The organism is Maribacter aquimarinus (assembly GCF_047345505.1).
GTDB lineage: Bacteria > Bacteroidota > Bacteroidia > Flavobacteriales > Flavobacteriaceae > Maribacter.
Genome location: NZ_JBLFEO010000030.1, coordinates 1 through 19,030 on the forward strand (window position 1 = coordinate 1; position 19,030 = coordinate 19,030).

General features: G+C 52.0%; 18 protein-coding genes. 11 read left to right on the plus strand and 7 right to left on the minus strand.

The genetic code is table 11. From position 1 onward, the window contains the following. The coding region (locus ACKWCC_RS16520) for an amidohydrolase (RefSeq protein WP_413997074.1) at nt 1-844 on the plus strand (844 nt) is incomplete at its 5' end. Between the two features lie 76 nt (nt 845-920). On the opposite strand, the gene ACKWCC_RS16525 is transcribed toward ACKWCC_RS16520, so the two are convergent. Next, a complete protein-coding gene (locus tag ACKWCC_RS16525) occupies nt 921-1,841 on the minus strand; it encodes a ThuA domain-containing protein (RefSeq protein ID WP_413997075.1) in 921 nt (306 codons plus the stop codon). Nucleotides 1,842-2,239: 398 nt separating this feature from the next. Here ACKWCC_RS16525 and ACKWCC_RS16530 point away from each other — a divergent pair, with 398 nt between their 5' ends. From ACKWCC_RS16530 to ACKWCC_RS16545, 4 genes are all read left to right on the plus strand, one after another. Further along, a complete protein-coding gene (locus ACKWCC_RS16530; protein ID WP_413997076.1) occupies nt 2,240-3,202 on the plus strand; it encodes a DUF6807 domain-containing protein in 963 nt (320 codons plus the stop codon). Next, complete coding sequence (locus ACKWCC_RS16535; protein ID WP_413997077.1) at nt 3,203-4,573, plus strand: Gfo/Idh/MocA family oxidoreductase; 1,371 nt, start codon at nt 3,203-3,205, stop codon at nt 4,571-4,573. A gap of 122 nt (nt 4,574-4,695) precedes the next feature. After that, nucleotides 4,696-6,006 carry a putative oxidoreductase C-terminal domain-containing protein gene (locus ACKWCC_RS16540; protein ID WP_413997078.1) on the plus strand — a complete coding sequence of 437 codons (1,311 nt, stop codon included), beginning with the start codon at nt 4,696-4,698 and terminating at the stop codon, nt 6,004-6,006. Beyond that, complete coding sequence (locus ACKWCC_RS16545) at nt 6,003-6,821, plus strand: SDR family oxidoreductase (RefSeq protein ID WP_413997079.1); 819 nt, start codon at nt 6,003-6,005, stop codon at nt 6,819-6,821. The genes ACKWCC_RS16540 and ACKWCC_RS16545 overlap by 4 nt, the downstream gene beginning before the upstream one ends. A gap of 100 nt (nt 6,822-6,921) precedes the next feature. Here ACKWCC_RS16545 and ACKWCC_RS16550 read toward each other — a convergent pair whose 3' ends face one another. From ACKWCC_RS16550 to ACKWCC_RS16560, 3 genes are all read right to left on the minus strand, one after another. Continuing rightward, on the minus strand, nt 6,922-8,568 hold the full coding sequence (locus ACKWCC_RS16550) for a phytoene desaturase family protein (RefSeq protein WP_413997080.1): 1,647 nt from the start codon (nt 8,566-8,568) through the stop codon (nt 6,922-6,924). Nucleotides 8,569-8,835: 267 nt separating this feature from the next. Next, the gene (locus ACKWCC_RS16555) at nt 8,836-10,314 is read right to left on the minus strand and encodes a S41 family peptidase (RefSeq protein ID WP_413997081.1); all 1,479 of its coding nucleotides are present in this window, start codon (nt 10,312-10,314) and stop codon (nt 8,836-8,838) included. After that, nucleotides 10,314-11,837, minus strand: a complete 1,524-nt coding sequence (locus ACKWCC_RS16560) for a S41 family peptidase (protein ID WP_413997082.1) — start codon at nt 11,835-11,837, stop codon at nt 10,314-10,316. The genes ACKWCC_RS16555 and ACKWCC_RS16560 overlap by 1 nt, the downstream gene beginning before the upstream one ends. 205 nt (nt 11,838-12,042) lie before the next feature. Here ACKWCC_RS16560 and ACKWCC_RS16565 point away from each other — a divergent pair, with 205 nt between their 5' ends. The 6 genes from ACKWCC_RS16565 to ACKWCC_RS16590 all read left to right on the plus strand — a co-directional run bounded on the left by ACKWCC_RS16565 (nt 12,043) and on the right by ACKWCC_RS16590 (nt 16,144). After that, nucleotides 12,043-12,552, plus strand: a complete 510-nt coding sequence (locus tag ACKWCC_RS16565) for an RNA polymerase sigma factor (RefSeq protein ID WP_413997083.1) — start codon at nt 12,043-12,045, stop codon at nt 12,550-12,552. After that, a complete protein-coding gene (locus ACKWCC_RS16570) occupies nt 12,539-12,976 on the plus strand; it encodes a hypothetical protein (RefSeq protein WP_413997084.1) in 438 nt (145 codons plus the stop codon). The genes ACKWCC_RS16565 and ACKWCC_RS16570 overlap by 14 nt, the downstream gene beginning before the upstream one ends. Before the next feature lie 114 nt (nt 12,977-13,090). Continuing rightward, nucleotides 13,091-13,648, plus strand: coding sequence for a DUF4252 domain-containing protein (locus ACKWCC_RS16575; RefSeq protein ID WP_413997085.1), 558 nt, complete (start codon nt 13,091-13,093; stop codon nt 13,646-13,648). Nucleotides 13,649-13,800: 152 nt separating this feature from the next. After that, nucleotides 13,801-14,346, plus strand: coding sequence for a DUF4252 domain-containing protein (locus ACKWCC_RS16580; protein WP_413997086.1), 546 nt, complete (start codon nt 13,801-13,803; stop codon nt 14,344-14,346). A 147-nt stretch (nt 14,347-14,493) separates the two neighbouring features. Next, nucleotides 14,494-15,033 (plus strand): DUF4252 domain-containing protein, encoded by a 540-nt coding sequence (locus ACKWCC_RS16585; protein WP_413997087.1) that lies wholly within the window; start codon nt 14,494-14,496, stop codon nt 15,031-15,033. Nucleotides 15,034-15,334: 301 nt separating this feature from the next. Further along, nucleotides 15,335-16,144, plus strand: a complete 810-nt coding sequence (locus ACKWCC_RS16590; RefSeq protein ID WP_413997088.1) for a mechanosensitive ion channel family protein — start codon at nt 15,335-15,337, stop codon at nt 16,142-16,144. An 87-nt stretch (nt 16,145-16,231) separates the two neighbouring features. Here ACKWCC_RS16590 and purB read toward each other — a convergent pair whose 3' ends face one another. The 3 genes from purB to ACKWCC_RS16605 form a co-directional block, all read right to left on the minus strand. Next, nucleotides 16,232-17,575 carry an adenylosuccinate lyase gene (gene purB, locus ACKWCC_RS16595; protein WP_413997089.1) on the minus strand — a complete coding sequence of 448 codons (1,344 nt, stop codon included), beginning with the start codon at nt 17,573-17,575 and terminating at the stop codon, nt 16,232-16,234. Between the two features lie 60 nt (nt 17,576-17,635). Continuing rightward, nucleotides 17,636-18,217, minus strand: coding sequence for an adenylosuccinate lyase (locus ACKWCC_RS16600; RefSeq protein ID WP_413997090.1), 582 nt, complete (start codon nt 18,215-18,217; stop codon nt 17,636-17,638). A gap of 114 nt (nt 18,218-18,331) precedes the next feature. Further along, nucleotides 18,332-19,030: an SIR2 family NAD-dependent protein deacylase gene (locus ACKWCC_RS16605; protein WP_413997091.1), complete on the minus strand. Its 699-nt coding sequence runs from the start codon at nt 19,028-19,030 to the stop codon at nt 18,332-18,334.

Here is a 19,030-nt window from a genome sequence, read left to right on the forward strand (position 1 = left end):
ACCCTGGCGTCATAAAGGGGCTCTTAAGCAAGGTTTTTGCACCGATCGGAAATGGTGGCCGAAATGCGCCCCGAATCGTAGCGGCCTAAAGTTTATAATCCTTGCGAAAATCAGCAAGCCCTATCTAGTTCCGCCCAAGGGAAAGGGTGCGGACTACAGGGGCTATCCCGCCATTCCGGACAGGGAAGCGGTGGCCCAGGTGTACAAAAAGGCCTACGCCAACAATTGGCAGGTGCTTACCCACGCCAATGGCGATGCCGCCGTGGATCAAATGATATATGGTCTGCGGCAGGCCGTGGCGCAGCACGGGCCCAAAGACCTCCGAAACGTACTCATACACGGACAGTATGTGCGCCCCGATCAGTTGGATTCCCTGAAACAGCTCCATGTGGTGGCCTCCCTTTTTCCCATGCACACCTTTTATTGGGGAGATTGGCACACCCAGCTCATTGGGGAGGAACTGGCCCAGCAAATAAGTCCTACCAGAACCGCTTTGGACAAGGGCCTAAAGCTTACCATCCATACGGATGCCCCAGTGGCCCTCCCAAACCTGATGCGCCTGGTCTGGACCGCTGTGAGCCGAACCAGTCGCACCGGGAAGGTCATCGGTGCCCGTGAGCGACTTACGCCTTACGAAGCCATGAAGTGCATTACCGAATGGGCCGCCCACCAGCACGGCGAGGAAGCGGAAAAAGGAACACTGGCCAAAGGGAAATGGGCAGATTTGGTGGTGCTTTCAGAAAACCCCCTGAAAGTGGAAACGGATGCCATAAAGGACATTTGGGTGCAACAGACCATTAAGGAAGGGGAGGTGGTGTACCAGAGAACAGGTTCTGCCCCTTAAGGGCGAACATTCGCGGCGTAACGGGCCGGCGGACGGTTCCCAGAAGAGAGGGCTCTGGCACTGCATGCGGAAGTCGTCATCGGGGTGGCCCCACGGGAGAATCATCGCACTCCAGATCGCCCACCACATATTGCAGGCCGTCCAAAAAGAACTGCAGCACCCCGGGCTGTTCCATGCTCTGGGCATTGTGGGACGGACCGCTGTAAAAGACACGCCCCTTACCGTATCTCTTGATCCAAGAGACATAGACGCGTTCTTCATCGGTTTCTTTTTTTAAGCCCTCCAGGGCGGCCACTTCCATATAGAGCAATGGCCTAAAGTTATAGTTGTAGTAAGCGTTCTTAAAAAAATAAGGTTCATCGAAATGGGTGAGCCCCTTTCCCTTGAAGGCCCTGACCAAGGGGTGGGCCTTGTCCACCTCCTTTAGGGTCAGGGTTTGTTGTTTTGGATGGTAATCAAAACTGCCCCCGGTCATGGCACTGAAGGCCGCGGAATTGTTCTGTACGGTAATGCCCCCGTGCAAGATCATAAGGCCGCCCCCATATTTCACGTAGCGCATGATGTTGTCCTGATAATCTGCCGCCCTTTTTTTTATCGCGCTTTCCTGGAGCGAGCTGTTCTGCCGCAATAGGTCCGCAAAAAGGTCGCGATCGGGGCCACTGGGATTGCAGTTATTGAAGACCACGGCATGGTACTTCCTGAGATTTTTTTTGTCAAAGGCCTCAAGGTCATATTTTATGTGCACTTCAAAAGCTCCTGTTTTACGTCCAAGTATTTTTAGCATTTCGGCATTGTGGGGAATGGTCCAGTGGTCAAAACCGGTGGCTTTGGAAAAGACCAGTATTTTTTTCGGTTTTACGTTTTTAATGGTCGTCTCTGCGGGGGCCAGACGTTCTATTTTGGCCAACCATTCCGGAGTTATCTTTATGGGGTCGTTGCTTTGGCCCCAACTGGGTTGCATTGCCAAAAAAAGAAAAAAGGGAAAAAGGAGTCTCATCTGTTTTTAAAATTGGGTTCTGGTGGGGTCTATATGTCGGTTTTACCCCTATGGAAATGTAAATCTTTCGTAAATTAAGGCATATTTTTAAATGGGAGCTTTTTTATATGTCCAATTTAGGGTGCCGCATTTGTTTTTTGATCCTTATTTCAGTGTGCCTTGGCGCCTGCCGATCGGAGGGCCATACCGTCTTCACCCTAGCGCTGGATGCTGGGGAAAATCTTCCTGTGGCGGTTCCGATAACCCTGCCACTTCCCCAAAACCATTCCGAGTCCCAACAGCTTTATAACAAGGGGAGGGCTGTTCCTTTTCAGGTGGATACCATCTCAAAAACCATTCAATTTGTACACGCTACAGGAAATACGCCAGATTATGTTTTTAAGGAATCGCTGGCTGCATTGCCAGTAACGACAGGCACCCAAATGTTCAAGGACGATGAACAGCTCATTTTAAGCCAAAATGGAACCCCGATGGTGCATTACCGCCACGCCACGGCCTATCCGCCAAAGGGAGTGGATTCCATCTATGGTAAATCGGGCTTTGTGCACCCCATTATTACGCCCAAGGGAGATACCTTGTCCCAAATTCAACCCCCGGACCATTACCATCATTACGGTCTATGGGGGCCTTGGACAAGAACCCGTATCGACACCACCCTGGTCGATTTCTGGAACCTGGGCCAAGGCATGGGAACGGTGCTGTTCAAGGAATTCAAATCTAGCTCCTCGGGGCCGGTGTCCTCTTACTTTACCGCGCAACAAGAGCACATCGACCTAAAATCGAACAACACGCCCCAGGTGGCATTGGTCGAGGAGCTCACCGTTCGTCTCTGGGATGTGGGCCGTCCGGACCGCTATCTTTTGGATTATACCAGTAGTTTTCGTTCTCCCCTGGAAAAGGGCCTTTTGTTGGAGGCCTATCGTTATGGGGGCGGACTCGGGATGCGCTTTACCCAGCGCTGGAAGGCCGATAACGTCTCGGTGCTCACTTCCGAGGGGCACGATCGCTCCCAGGCCGATGGCAGCAAGGCAAGATGGTGTCTTGTAACCGGTGAGGCCTCCAGCGGAACCGGAACCAATGGTATGCTGTTCTTGAGCCACCCAGAAAACAGGGCCCATCCGGAACCGATGCGCGTGTGGCCGCTCAATGCGAACAAGGGCCGGGGCGACCTGTTTTTCCAGTTCTGTCCCATTCGACATAAAGAATGGAAGATTGATGGGGGCATGCCGTATGAACTCAAATACCGAATGGTGGTCTTTGATGGCGAGCTGATCCCAGAGGAGGCCGAGGCGTACTGGCAGCACTTTGCCCACCCGCCCCGGGTCACGGCCCAGAAAGATCACAACCAAAACCAACGATAGATGCAGAGAAGAAAATTTATTCATCGTACCACAATGGCGTCCGCCGCGTTCCTGGGCTTTCCCACAATCGTGCCGGCCCATGTCCTGGGCAAGGAATCGCCCAGCAATACCATCAATATAGGTCAGATCGGATGTGGCCGCATTGCCCGAAGCCACGATATCCATGATACCATCCGCTTTAAGGGCACCCGGTTTTTGGCCGTTTGCGATGTGGATGCCAAAAGGGCCCAGGACGCAAAAGTATGGGTAGATGATTTTTATCGCGAACGCGATGACAAACCCAAGTATGGGGACACCAAAAGCTACGATGATTACCGGGAAATGCTGTTGAACAAGGACCTGGATGCCGTGATCATCAGTACCCCGGACCATTGGCATGCCCAACCGGCAATGGAAGCCGCCATGGCCGGAAAGGACATCTACCTACAAAAACCCACCTCCTTAACGGTGCGGGAAGGCCAGCAGCTCCAAAAAGCGGTTCAGGAGCATAACGTGGTATTGCAGGTAGGTACACAACAGCGGGCCATGCCCCAGTTTCGTGTGGCTGCCGAGCTGGTCAGGAACGGGAGGATCGGAAAATTACATACCGTAAAGATAGGCCTCCCCGGAGACCCCGCCGGACCTGAGGCCCCTGAAATGCCCGTGCCGCCCAACCTCAATTTTGATGCTTGGCTGGGCGCCGCACCAAAGGTGCCCTATACCGAGATGGGCGTGCACCCCCAGAACGATTACAGTCGCCCCGGCTGGTTGCGAATAAGAAGTTATGGTGCAGGGATGATCACGGGTTGGGGGCAGCACCACTATGACTCCGCGGCTTGGGGCATGGACACGGAGCTCACTGGCCCCCACAGCGTGGAGGCCTTGGCGGAATTCCCCAAATCCGGACTGTGGAACGTGCACGGCGATTTTCTGGTAAAACACCAATATAACAACGGCATCACCGTCTATACCAGTGGCGGCTATGCCAATGGCATCAAGTACATAGGGGACCAGGGGTGGATCTTTGTTTCCCGTGGGGCCTACACCGCATCGGCCTCCGATCCGGTGGACCAAGAAAAGAGCGCCAAGGCCCTGAACGCCTCCGATCCCAAAATATTGGAATCCACCCTTGGGCCCAATGAGCTCCATTTGGAGAGGATAGACGACCAGCACGGCAATTGGTTGGAGTGCATAAGGACACGTAAAACACCCATATCGCCCATAGAAAAAGGTCACAAGGCCTGTGTTACCTGCCTCATCAGTGATATTGCCATGCAGTTTAGTGGGAAGTTGGAATGGAACAATGATACGGAACAGTTTGTAAACCACCCCGAAGCCAATGCAATGTTGCGCAGGGAGCAGCGCAAACCCTATGGTACAGATCAACTCTAAATGGCCGTGACGGCATAAATCTTTTCTTTATGATGCAAATGGGCTTTGACCGATCTTGTGCTATTTTTGGTTTGATGTTGTTGTTTTCTTGTGGCGATGGCAAAAAAAATCCAGTCCCTTTGATGGAAAAGAACCCTGCCAAAGTTCAATTGATGGTCCTGGATCCCGGGCATTTTCATGCGGCCCTGGTGCACAAGACCATGTATCCCGAGGTCGATTCCACCATATATCTATATGCGCCAAAGGGCAGGGAGGCCCAGGATTTTTTGGATAGGGTGAAGGGCTACAACACCCGCCCGGATGCTCCAACACAATGGAAGGTGGTGCCACATTATTCCAACAGCTTTCTGGACGTAATGCTGGCCCAGGGACCTGGAAATGTCATGATTGTGGCGGGCAAGAACTCCAAAAAAATAGATTACATCCTGGAAGCCGTAAAAGCCGGTTTTAATGTGTATGCGGACAAGCCTTTGGTAATCAATGACAAAGGTTTTGATAAACTCAAAGAAGCCTTCCGCGTTGCAGGGGATAAAGGAGTCCTGATCTATGATATCATGACGGAGCGGTTTGAAGCGACCAGCAGGATGCAGCAACTGTTGGGCACCCTGCCCAGTGTATTTGGTCATATGGAGAAAGGCAGTGTGGAAGAACCGGCCATTAGTAAGGAAAGCGTTCATCACTTTTACAAGTTCGTTTCCGGGAAGCCCTTGGTGAGGCCCCCTTGGTTCTTTGATGTGGACGAAGAGGGCGATGGCCTGGTGGACGTGACCACGCACTTGGTGGACCTTATACAATGGGGCGCCTTTCCCGGAGAGGTCGTGGATACGGCCCAGGTGGTCATGCTCGGCGCCAAGCGATGGCCCACGGTACTTTCCCAAAAGGAGTTCTCTGAGGTAACCGGCCTTGACGCCTTTCCCAACCAACTCCAAAAAGATGTGGTGAACGATCGGCTACATGTCTTTTGTAACGGGGAAATGAACTACACCATTAACGGCAAACACGCCAAGGTTTCCGTTCGGTGGGCTTTTAGGGCACCGGAGGGAACAGGTGATACCCACTACAGCATCATGCGCGGCAGCAAGAGCCATTTGATCATTGAACAAGGTGCCAATGAAGACTACAAACCCGTATTGTATGTGGAATCCCAAGGAAGCCCCAATTTTGAAAAGGAGCTGCAACGGGCCATGGGCAATGAGGTAAGCACCCTTTTTCCAGGAACCACGGTCACCAAAATGGTAGAGGGACGCTGGCGCGTAAATATTCCGGACGACTTTAGGGTGGGCCACGAGGCCCATTTTGCCCAGGTAACGGAGAACTTCTTGGATTATATGGAGGCTGGGCGGCTGCCAGATGGCGAGGTGGCCAATATGATCGCAAAGTACCATACCATTATGGCCGCCTATAAAATGGCCCAAAATAGATCCAAAAAATGAACCAACAGTTTTGCATCAGGGACAATCTTTATGCGCTTACGGGGGCAACAGGGGTGCTCGGCGCTTCCCTGGCCAGTTACCTGGTGCGGCAGGGGGCCCAAGTGATTCTTTTGGGTAGAAGCCTGGAGAAACTGCAAGCCAACCAAAACGATTTAAACGGTATTGCCGGCAACGCCTGCCACATTTTCCAGGTCGATGTGATGGATGAAGCTGCATTGCATCTTGTTAAAGAGGCCCTGGCAGAGCAATTTGGGACCTTGGACGGCTTGGTGAACATGGCCGGTGGCAATCTGCCAGGGGCCACCTTAAAACCCGGACAACAGCTGCACGAGTTGTCTCTTGAGGCCACCCGTCATGCCGTGGATCTTAATTTGTTCGGCTCGGTGAATCCCACCTTGGTGCTCAGTGAGCTTATGGTGGCCCGTGGCAAGGCGGCCATTGTCAATGTTTCCTCCATGGCGGCCAAACAGGGTATTTCCAGGGTCTTGGGCTATTCCATGGCCAAGGCGGGCATAGATATCTTCACCAAATGGCTGGCCCAGGAAATGGCCTCCCGGCACGGGGACGCCATTAGGGTCAATGCCATTGCCCCTGGATTTTTTATGGGCAACCAGAACCGGCGCCTGCTTACCAATGAAGATGGGTCGCTTACCGATCGGGCCAGAAAGATCATTGCCCATACGCCCATGGGGCGCTTTGGCGAAACTTCGGAGCTCAATGGAACCATACACTACCTCTTGAGCGACGCCTCACGTTTTGTTACGGGCACCATTTTGGACGTGGATGGGGGCTTTAGCTCCTTTTCAGGGGTGTAGGGGTGGGCCTGATGCACTGCCCAAAAAGGGACAATGACCGTACAGGTCCATGAAATGGCCCTTGTTCCATAGTGCCCAGGGCCATTTTATGGAAGGCCCATCATGGGAACAGGACTTCCCTTAAGATGTTCTTTCCGCTCATTGCGGTTGCCGTGAGTACCCCGCTGAAAAGGGCGCCCCCAATGCCCGCGGTGGCAATGTCCTGTCCCGTGAGGTAAAAGTTCTTAATGGGGGTACGGGGCTTCAAGAAAGACTGCCGGAAGCGCTTCGGGTCGTGGTCAAGGCCATAGATCTCCCCCCGGCCATAGTTTACAAAGTGCCGGGTGGTCAAGGGGGTGGAGAGTTCGTAATAATCCACTTTGTCCCTTAGGTGTGGCAGTTGTTGGTAGAGTACTTCCAACAAGCGTTGGGCAAACCGCTCCTTTTTTGCTTCGTATGCGGCTCCCCGTTTCTTCCAGGGCTTGTCTTGCCAGGCCCCAAAGGTTTCAAAGGGGACCAGGGTAATGATGTCTATGGTGCTCTTGCCTGGATAACGCCGGGGCCAGTCCGGATCCTTTGCAGAGGGAAAGGAAAGATAAACCACGGGAAAGGGTGCTTCCTGGTCTTGGAGGTAGCGTGCCACGCAGCTGTCATGGTCCCCGTCTTCGGGATAGATCCAGTAATTGGTCTTGGGCAGTTCCAGCGCCTCCGGGCTTCCCTTGAGCCCTACATAAAGGCAAAGGTGCGCCGCAGAGGGCTTGATCTTTTTCAGCTGTTGGTGCAAACCATGCTTTTTTACGGTTTCTTCCGGAAGGAGCTGGGTGTAGGTGGTCACGATGCCCGCATTGCTCGCCACTTGTTTGGCTTTTAAGGTCCTTCCATCTGCCATCTGTACGCCCACGGCCCTGTTGTTCTCCACCAATACTTTATCCACTTGGGCACTTACCAAAATGGTGCCTCCTGCCGCGGAAATGATGGGGGCAATGGTCTCCACCACCTTGGAGGAACCGCCCACGGGAAAATTGCCTCCATCAAAATAATGTCTTGCCAAGGAGGCGTGCATGTAGAAACTGCTCTTTTTTGGGGGAAGGCCATAATCTCCATACTGCCCGGTGAGTACTTTTATGAGGCGTTCATTGTCCGTAAGGGAACGGAGCACGGCATAGGTGGTCCGATCTGAATATCGGTATAGCGGCCTACGCATAAAACCGCCCATCAGGGCCTCCAAATAGGGGGGCATCGCCTTGCTCATATAGTAGTTCTTGCTGGTCTTCACGGCCTTGAACACCAAATCCACATAGGCATGCACCGCTTTTTCCTCTTCGGGGAAGTAGGTGATGAGCTGTTGCTTGAACTGGGCCACGCCCTTTACAAAATCGTAGGCCTGATCCCCTATCACAATACGGTCATATACCCTGCCCATATCTGCCCATTGCAAGTTGCCGTCCGTGATGTGCCCAAAGATCTTTCGCAGCAGGCTGTTTTTACGTTGCATCTCGCCAATGTAGTGTATGCCCACGTCCCATTCATATCCCTTGCGCTTAAAGATATGGGTAAAACCGCCAGGGGTGTAGTGGCGTTCCAGTACCAGCACCTTTTTGCCTTGTTTGGCCAACAGGGCCGCCGTGGTGAGCCCACCCATTCCGGAACCGATGACGATCGCATCGTACCCCTCCAAAAGCTGGGGCCGCTGTTTATAGGATTGTATGGTGGTCAAAGTGGTTTTGGCGCTGTTCTTCATAGTGGTGGTGTAAGCCAGATCAATCATTGAAAATTCCATTACGGCCGCACATCCCCGCAAAACCGATGGATGCGCCCACGTTTGCCCAATAATTATGGCGATGTTTTCGCCAAAGTCTAGGATTTTTTTGGAGGTTGCACCCTTGTTACAAAAGTAAACTACAACTCCGGGCCTAAAGGGCACACAGATCCATATGTGGAAGGATGCTCAACCCAAGGCCCTGGCCCAACATTCTTTTGGTTCTGTTTCCCGTGAAACTTCCGTATCCCGCGCGGGATGCCCCTATGGTGGGTATCATTGGGTTCCGTAATTGGTATCGTCCACCATTCGCTCTCCCAAGATTTTGAATTGTTTGGAATTGGATAGTGGGTCAATGGGTATTTCAACATGGGTACTGCGCTTGCCGGTGGCCCCGGTAATTTCCTGTATGGCACGGGCCAAGAGCGGCTCGTTGGCTTCGCCCAGAATGCCCAAATTGGCCAAATCTTCCTTTAATGGAATATCTGGGGTCAATCCATCGGTATAATCAAAAAAGCCATCCGCGTTTTCGTTTCTGCCCAGCAGGGGTTGTATGGCCCATTGGTTTTCCGGGTTGATCTGGTTTACGCGAGATGGGGTGTAGAGATAGGAGTTGGTCCTGTCATCTACCAGGGTGGTGGAGAATTCATTCTTTCCACGGGTTACATCCCCTATGTGCACCACATCAATATATGGCTCCAGGCAGTTGATCAACAGTTCGCTCGCCGACGCCGATGCGGCGCTGGTAAGCACATAAACTTGGTCCAGCCCCAACGATTCAATGGTGCGGCCGCCCAAACGATCGGTGAAATAGACTTCCAACTGGCTGTCTTCCAGTTCGTCCTGTACCTTGGCGTTGTACCGTTTTCTCAGGAACAGGTTCTCGGGATTGGTGTCATAAATCATACTGCCCAATAGTCTGGTGGTGTTCACCGAGCCTCCCGGGTTGTACCTCAGGTCCAGCACCAAGTCCGTAATGCCGCTGGCCTTTAGGTTTTGCACGGCATTGTACAGGTCATTGTCGTACTCATTGGTAAACTGGTTGTACATTAAGTAGCCAATGCTGGCCCCACCGATCTCAAAGGATTTGGAAAGGAACACCGGGTTTTCGGAAAGCGCCTCTTCTTTGGTCAGGGTCACCTCAAAATCATTGGGCACCACCACGTTGTTCACAAGGGTGGCCATGTTCAGGGTGTAGGTGGCCTCTTCCCCAAAGAGAAGTTCCCTAAAATTGCTACGGGTCAGGGGCGTTCCGTTCACCCCCGAAAAGATGTCGCCCCGATTTATGTCCTTGCCCGCGGCATCGGAGTTGGGCACAATGTAGCGCACATATCCAAAGACCGATTCACTGTTGGCCACGCCCACCAGACCAAACTCCAGGCCGTTGCTCCGCGAGATGCCCGCAAGGGCATTGGTAAGTTCCCGGTAGTCTGGGTTGTAGTAGCTAAAACGGTCTTCGGTAAAAAGCAGTTTGTTGTCAAAAAACTGGCCCGGATCTTCCTCAGACTGCAGAAAGGCCGTGTAGGCGTCCCGGCCCTCGGGCGTGTTCACAAAACGGTCATCTGCGAGGTCCGGTACCTCTTCTTGCCAGAAGTACCAAAAGTTCATGGCCTTCCACATAAAATCCTGTACCGGCACATCGGCATCCGCATTGGGGGATACCGTTCCGGGAATGACCAATTCCTTGTCCTTTGAGCAGGATAGGAAGAACAGGGACATCAAGAGCAAGGTGCCCCAGGTGGTGGGTTGTTGCATTATTCCGTGGGCTTTAGTGGCATACCCCCTTGTTTGTTGGGCAGGTCCACTATTAAAATGGAATTCCGATCATTTACCAGTTTTGAGCTGGAGAGGAGATCGGCCGGCATGGCCACATTAAAACTCCTTTTTGCGGAGCTTCCCGTGATTTCCTGTATGGCCCTGGCCAGCAAGGGTTCACTGGCATCGCCCAGGGTACCCAGATTGGTAATGTCTTCCTCCAACGGAATGTCCGGAACCAAACCATCCGCATAGTCAGAAAAGCCCGCACTGTTCTCCACACGGCTAATAATGGGCTGTATGGCCCACTGGTTGTTGGGGTTTATTTTGTCTTCGCGGTCCCTGTCATATACGTTCCCATTCTCAAAGTCGTCCACGAAAGTCACTGAACCTTGGTTTTTGCCCACCGTGGTGCCCCCAATGTGCACCACGTTGATGTAGGGCTCGAGACCCACCATGACCAACTCACTGGCAGAGGCGGAGGAGTCTGTGGCCAAAATGTACACCTTGGCCAGGTTAAGGGTGTTCAATGGACTATCGGTATTGTTTTCCACCGTACCGGTGGTGGCCACAAAATAATTGTCCAGATCGTCCGCGCCAAAGGCAGCCTGCAATTTGCTGTTGTAGCGTGTCCGGTACATCAGTTCTTCCGTATTGGTGCCGTAGATAAGACTGGCCAAGATCTGGGCCGTAGTGCCACGTCCGCCCAGGTTGTACCTAAGGTCCAGCACCAAATCTGTGACCCCTTCACCTTTAAACTCACCAAAGACCTCGTTCAATTGCTCGCCGGATCCGGCTTGAAACTGGTTGTACATTAAATAGCCTATTTTCTTGTCGCCAATGGAAAGCACCCGGTTCACCAGAATGGGATCCTCCAAAAGGTTTTCTTGTTTGGTGAGGGCCACTTCCTTACCATTGGGGCTTATGGTATTGTTGGCAATATCTGCCATGTTCAGCGTGTAACTGTCGTTATCACCAAAGAGGAGGTCTATGTAATTGTTCACCGTCAGGTCCGTGCCGTTGACCCCGATAAAATAATCGCCCCTTCTGATATCCTTGGTACTGGCATCGGAATTCTTCACCACATACTGCACAAAGCCAAAAATGTTGTCCGTATTGCCAATGCGGCTCAGACCAAATTCAAGCCCGTTGCTCTTGGACACTCCGGAAAGTTGTTGGGTCAGTTCCCGGTAGTCGGCGTTCCAGAAGGTGAAGCGGTCTTCCACGTAGAGCAATTGGTTTTGAATAAAATTTTCTGGGTCCGGGTGGCCGCTCAAATAGCTTTCATAATCGGATTGTGTGGCAAATTGGGTGTCGCTCAGCACGGGAACATCTGCCTGCCAGAAGTAATAATTGTTCATGGTCTGCCACATAAAGTTCTGCACCGTGATATCCACTTCTTCTTGGGGCTCCTCCTGATTCTCCTCTTCCTGGGTCTCTTCCACCACCGGTTCATCATCTTCCTTGTTGCAAGAGGTAAAGCAGGCGCCCAAAAGGAGCAGCGATAAAAAGATCTTTTTCATAACTTCAATTTTATTTTAGTGCCTCAATAATCGTTCCAACTGTGCCAGTGGATAGGTTCCACGGTTTTATGTACGTGCAGGGAGCTTATCTTGGACGTTAAAAATAGCTACATATCCCATAAAAACAAATTCTGTGTAACAAAAGTCGATGAACGTCGTCTCCCTATTGTAAGCCCTTAACGTAACTTGCGAGCAACCGACCGTAATGAGACAAGTGGAATTTTTGAATGAGGTGATGCCTTTTAGGGACAAATTGTACCGCCTGGCCAAGCGTTTGTTGGTGAGCGCCGAGGAGGCCGAGGATGCCACCCAAGAGGTTTTGCTAAAGCTGTGGGCAAAGAAGGACAGTATGGGGCAGTACCGCAGTGCAGAGGCGGTGGCCATGACTATGACCAAGAACTTTTGCCTGGACAGGTTAAAGAGCAAACAGGCCACAAACCTAACCTTGCTGCACACCAATTTTACGGGCCACGGGCCTTCCTTGCAGCGCGAGGTGGAAACCAAGGACAGCGTGCACTGGGTGCAGAAGATCATGCAGGAATTGCCCGAGACCCAGCGCATGGTGCTGCAAATGCGCGATGTGGAACAGTACGAGTACGAGGAAATTGCACAAATATTGGAAATGAAGCCCACAGCGGTGCGCGTGGCCCTGAGCAGGGCCAGGAAAACCGTCAGGGACCAATTGATGAAAAAGCACAACTATGGAACTGGATAGGATAGAAAAATTATTGGAAAAATACTTTGAGGCAGAGACGTCCCTGGCCGAAGAGGAACGCCTGCGGGAATTTTTTACGGCCCAGGACGTGCCGGAACATCTGCAACAGCATACCGCCCTGTTTGCGCATCTGGCGCAGAGCAAGGAAGAACGTTCGGTGCGGCCCCAGGCCCTGCCCAAGAATAAGGGCCACTACGGATGGGCCGCTGCCGTGGCCGCCGTGGTGCTGGCCACCGGACTCTACTTTAACGGTGCGCAAGAAAGGGAAGCGCACTTGGAGGCCACCTACACGGCCGCCGAAATTGCATCGGCAAAGGAGGCTTTTGCCCTGCTCGCCATCAATTTTAACAAGGGAACGGAGCAACTGCACCACTTAAGGGAATTTGAGGAAAGCACCCAAAAATTTCTGCCCAAGGACCAATGATGGAAGCGAATGCCCCAAGGCAGTACCCAAACGCGAACAAAAAACGAATGTAAGCCTGCCCAAAACGGGTTGGGAAACCAAGTAAAATCGATGAAAACCCTAAACAAGAATGTTATGAAAAAGTTACCCCTATTGTTGCTCCTGGTCTTGGCGCCCTTGATGGCCCAGGCACAGGATATTTTTGACAAGTATGAAAATGATGATAAGGTCACCTTTGTGGCCATGCAGCCCAAAATGTTCCAGATGTTGGCCAAAATGAGCGTGGACACCGAAGATGCGGAAGCGCGTGAGTTTTTTGAACTGGTGAACTCCATACAGAGCTTTAAGGTCATCACCACCGAAGACGCGGCCATTACCAAAGACGTGGATGCCTGGGTGGGCACCCGACTAAAGGACGATGCCTTTGAGGAGCTCATGCGCATCCGGGACGGGGGCAGCAACGTAAAGTTTTACGTAAAAGAGGGCAAGGATGCCGATCACGTCAGGGAGCTGCTCATGTTTGTCACGGGGCTAAAGGAAGCCAATGTGGACATCAACGGAAAAAAAATGGAGACCGTATTGCTGTCCCTGACCGGGGACATCAACCTAAGATCCGTTTCCAAACTTACCGATAAAATGGACCTGCCCGGCGGTGACCAATTGGGAAAGGCGTCCCAAAAAAAGAAAGAGTAAAAACGGTTCCGGAGGTGCCATCTTGCTGCGTAAGCATCAGCCATGCGGCGTCGATCGAGACCCTCATCCATCCATCCATCCATCCATCCATCCATCCATCAATCATTAATCATCCATCAATCAGCCCCTGTGGGGGCACAAAAACGAACATCATGAGAAAAACAGTTTACATTTTATCCATCGCACTAATGCCCTTTTGGGCCATATCGCAGTCGGTTTTCAATAAATATGAGCATCACAAAGATGTGGGTGCCATCACCATTAACAAGGGACTCATTGACCTGGCCGCCAGTATGGGCGAGCTGAGCAAAGATCCCGAAGCCAAGGAACTGTCCCAATTGGTGTCCGGGCTTGAGGAAATAAGCATTTATATGACCCAAGATGTGGACGCAACGCGCGATATGGCCAAAACCGTGGCCACCTACCTAAAAACGAACAAGCTGGAGGAGTTGATGCGGGTCAGGGACCAAGATGTCCACGTAAAATTCTATGTGCGCGAGGGCAAAAAAAAGGACCACGTGAACGAATTGTTGATGTTTGTCTCCGGATTGGACAAAGCCGTGGATGCCGGCCCAATGGGCAAAATGGAGACCGTTCTGGTAAGCCTGACCGGGGAGATGGACCTGAACAACATTGGCAAGTTGGCGCAGGCCATGGACCTCCCAAAAGAGCTGCAGCAGGCCGGGAGTTCGCAATAGCACGGACAGTTCATGGGCACCGCCAAAGGGTTTGATGCTCCGAGGCCTGCCTCGAATTTAAAATTCAGTTTCCTATGAATGCCTCGCGGCTTGCTTCGAGGTAGTTTAGGTAACATCCAATACACCATTATCATTTAAACAAGACCCATGAAAACCTTGAACTTCCTTTGTATGACCCTGGCCGCCGCATGGATGTGGTCCTGTTCCTCCGGGCCCAGCCTGCAACAATATTATGTGGACAAGGCCGAGGATGGCCATTTTGTTTCCTTGGACATCCCCACCAGCATGTTGAACCTTGACGAGGTTGCCCTGTCCGAAACCGAACGGGAGGTACTGGCCTCCCTAAAAAAGATGAACGTGCTGGCCTTTAGGGCCAACGACGCCAATAGGGAGGCCTTTGCCCTGGAAAAGGAGAAGGTGGCCGCCATTTTAAAAGGGAAAAAGTACGGGGAGCTCATGAAGATGAACACGCCCTACGGAAAGGCCACCCTACGGATGGTGGGTGAGGGGGATGCCATTGATGAGCTTGTGGTGTACGGGGCCCATGACGAAAAGGGTTTTGTGCTGGTGCGCCTGCTGGGCAATGATATGAATCCGGCCCATCTGGTCCAATTTATACAATTGCTCAGTAAATCCGATGTGAACCTGGACCAGTTTGAAGATTTCAAGGAGGTGTTCCAGGATTGAGCGCCTTATGCCGTAAGGCCATTCCATTGGTGTTTTGGCCAACCCACATCCATCCGCGACCCTGAATGGCCCCAATTCCACTTCTGGCAAACGCCATCCCCTGTGTTGGGCACATCTTTTCCCTGGCTTTTTTCCGATGCCTTGAAAAAAAGGCCAAATAGGGACGGATCCATACCAAAATTGGGCCGTTTCCCCATTTTTTTACACAAAAAAGTGCATTGGTGGACAATTAATGTGACTTTATCGATATTTTTGGTTCTTAAGAAATAATTAACCTTCACTTAAAAACACGAGAAGTTATATGGAAAACGCAGAAGTTTGGATCAACAAAGGCATTGATTTTGTTACCGATTATGGGCCCAAGGTGATCGGGGCCATCCTCATTTACATGATTGGGTCATGGATCATTAAAAAAATCGTGGGCGTACTGCGAAAGACCCTGTCACGCGGAAGTTACGATGAGTCGCTTCAGAAATTCTTATTGAACCTGGTTTCTTGGGCACTGCGCATCTTCTTGATCATCACGGTCATTTCCCAACTAGGGGTGGAGACCACCAGTTTGGCCGCTGTCATTGCCGCTGCCGGTTTGGCGGTGGGTCTGGCCCTGCAAGGCTCGCTCTCCAATTTTGCGGGAGGTGTACTGATCATGATCTTTAAGCCCTATCGCATTGGCGACCTCGTCGAGGCCCAAGATGTACTTGGCGTGGTAAAGGAGATAGAGATCTTTACCACCAAATTGGTGTCGCCTGAGAACAAACTGGTCATTGTGCCCAACGGCGCCATGGCCAACGGAAACATTGTAAACTACACCGCAGAGGGAAAGATACGTGTGGATACCGTTATCGGGGTGGCTTACGAAGAGGACATAAAAAAGACCAAGGATGTGCTTATGGAAGTCCTTACCTCCAATGAGCTGGTGTTAAAAGATCCCGCCCCTTCCGTAAACGTTATGGAACTGGCAGACAGTTCCGTTAACTTTGCCGTGAGGCCCTACTGTAAGCCGGAGCACTACTGGGACGTGTACTTTGCCACCTATGAAGGCTGCAAATTGGCACTGGACAAGGCCGGCATTGAAATACCTTATCCGCACGAAGTGCAGGTGGAGAAGTAACCTTGAACATTGTCCCAAAAAAAAGAAAGACCGCCATTGTTGCGGTCTTTTTTTTGTGGCCGGCAGCATGGATTTTTCCCTATTCCCTTATATGCCGGTGTACGTGCTCGGGGTAATGTTCTTGAGCTCTTTCTTTATGGCATCACTGACCGCAAGGGTGTCAATGAACTGGGCAATGGATTTTTGATTGATGGCCTCATTGGTCCTGGTAAGTCCCTTTAGGGCTTCGTAGGGGTTGGGATAGCCCTCGCGCCGCAAAATGGTCTGTATGGCCTCTGCCACCACCGGCCAGTTGTTCTCCAGGTCCTGCTCAAACTTACTTTCGTTCAGCAAGAGCTTGTCCAGTCCCTTCAAGGTGCTCTGAAAGGCAATGAGGGTATGGGCAAAGGGCACGCCCACATTGCGCAGCACCGTACTGTCGGTAAGGTCTCGCTGCAATCGGGATACCGGTAATTTGGCCGAAAGGTGCTCAAAAAGGGCATTGGCAATACCGAGATTTCCCTCGGAATTCTCAAAATCTATGGGGTTCACCTTATGCGGCATGGCCGATGAGCCCACTTCGCCGGCCTTTATCTTCTGTTTAAAATAATCCATGGAAACGTAGCTCCAAAAATCCCTGTCCAGGTCCAACAGTATGGTATTGATCCGCTTCAAGGTATCGAACAGGGCGGCCATATGGTCATAGTGCTCGATCTGTGTGGTGGGGAAAGAGTGGTGCAATCCCAGTTTTTCTTGGACAAATTTTTGCCCAAAAGCCTTCCAGTCCACCCCGGGATAGGCAATTTTATGGGCATTGTAGTTGCCCGTGGCCCCACCAAATTTTGCCGCGCTGGGAATATCGTTAAGCAGGTTGAACTGCTCTTGCAACCGCACCACAAAGACCTCGATTTCCTTGCCCAATCGGGTGGGGGAGGCCGGTTGCCCGTGGGTCCTGGCCAGCATGGGGATCAAGGCCCATTCCTGGGACAGGGCCTTTAATCTGTTGAGCACCTTAAAAAACAGGGGAACGTATTCCTCGTTCATGGCCTCCTTGATGCTCAGGGGAACGGCCGTATTGTTAATGTCCTGTGAGGTAAGGCCAAAATGGATGAACTCCTTGAATTCGGAAAGGCCCAAGGAATCGAACACTTCCTTTATAAAGTATTCCACCGCCTTTACATCGTGGTTGGTGGTCTTTTCAATGGTCTTTATGGCACGGGCATCTTCTGCACTGAATTGTTCATAGATTTCCCTGAGCGCGGTAAATTTTGAAGGGTCAAAATCTTGCAGCTGCGGCAAGGGGAGTTCGCAAAGTGCAATGAAATACTCAATCTCTACCCGAACCCGGTACTTGATCAGCGCCTCTTCTGAGAAGTATGGGGCCAGTGCTTGGGTTTTTCCCCGGTACCGTCCGTCTATGGGGGAAATTGCGTTCAATGTGTTCAATGCCATCTGTCTTTTGTTTAGGTGCGGCAAATATACCCATATACCGGGAGGTTTAAAAGCATTGCTTCAATGCCGCCATTCCCTTTGGGCCTTCAACTTTTTAAGTATGTTCTTGGCCCGTGCCCGGTAGCCCGCAGAGGCAAGGGGCATGTCGCGCTCCAAAATCACCTTGAGTTCGGGGTGTATCCAGGGCTGTTGCTCTCCCAAGAGATGGAGGCAGGTCATGGCATACGCCTTGGGGGCCACTTTGGCATCGCCCAAGAGCCAGTCAAAACAAATTGCGGTCAGGGCGCTCAAGTGCTTTTTTTGGAGCAGTTTTGGTCCTGTATCCCTATGTTGCCTCTGCTGGGTGGTTAAAAGCAGTTCACAGATCTTGGCGGCGGGCCGCACCGCCTGTGGTTTGTTCAGTGCGGGAAGGCCGGCCAAGAAAGTGTCCAAGTGGGGCAGGAGCAAGGCCAGATCTTGAAGTACAACACGTTCCAGCACCCAAAATGCTTTATATCCCGCTGGATGTCCCGGTTGCATCGCCAAATGGAGCAGTACCTTAAAAATCGGCGGATCGGCCAGAACCATCGCCGCCATGCGATCACGGCCATCTCTGGAGGCATCCACATTGTCCAGGGCGTTCAAAAGTTCAATTTTGTTCATTGGCACCGCCAAGGGGTTTGATGTCCGAGGCTTGCCTCGAAATTTAAATTCAGTTTCTTATGAATGCCCGTGGGCCTGCCCCGAGGTAGGTTCCCCCGATCTTCGGGATCGTTTCTAACTGGTTTCCACTTCTTGGATGAGCTGTTCCACCAAGGGCGGCACGCCCTCAACGGCCGTACTTGGGATGATGTTGAGGTTGTTCCTACTGCCACGGGAGACTGCCGGTCTGGGGTCTATAAAATAAATGGGTGCCTGCGCGCCCACATAATCTACCAAACTGGCGGCAGGATACACTTGCATGGAGGTGCCAATGATGATGAGGATGTCCGCTTTTTCCACTACGGAGATGGCGGTGTGCAACAGCGGCACTTGCTCTCCGAACCAAACAATGTGCGGTCTAAGTTGATGTCCCTGCCCACAGACATCTCCCAGCACCAGGTCTTTTTTCCATTCCATGACTTCCCCGTTGCCCCGGGTGCTTCTTACCTTGAACAGTTCCCCGTGCAGGTGCAGCACTTCCGTACTGCCCGCCCTTTCGTGAAGGTCATCCACATTTTGGGTGACGATTGTTACACGGTAATGGGACTCCAATCGGTGCAGGGCCCTATGGGCAGGGTTGGGGTGTACCTCCAAGAGCTGCCGCCGCCGTTGGTTGTAAAAGTCCAAGACCAGTTCCGGATGGCGCTCAAAGCCCTCTGGGGAGGCCACCTCCATGACATCATGCCCTTCCCACAGACCGTTGGCGTCCCTAAAGGTCTTGAGCCCGCTTTCGGCACTGATGCCGGCCCCCGTCAATACCACAATTTCTTTCAT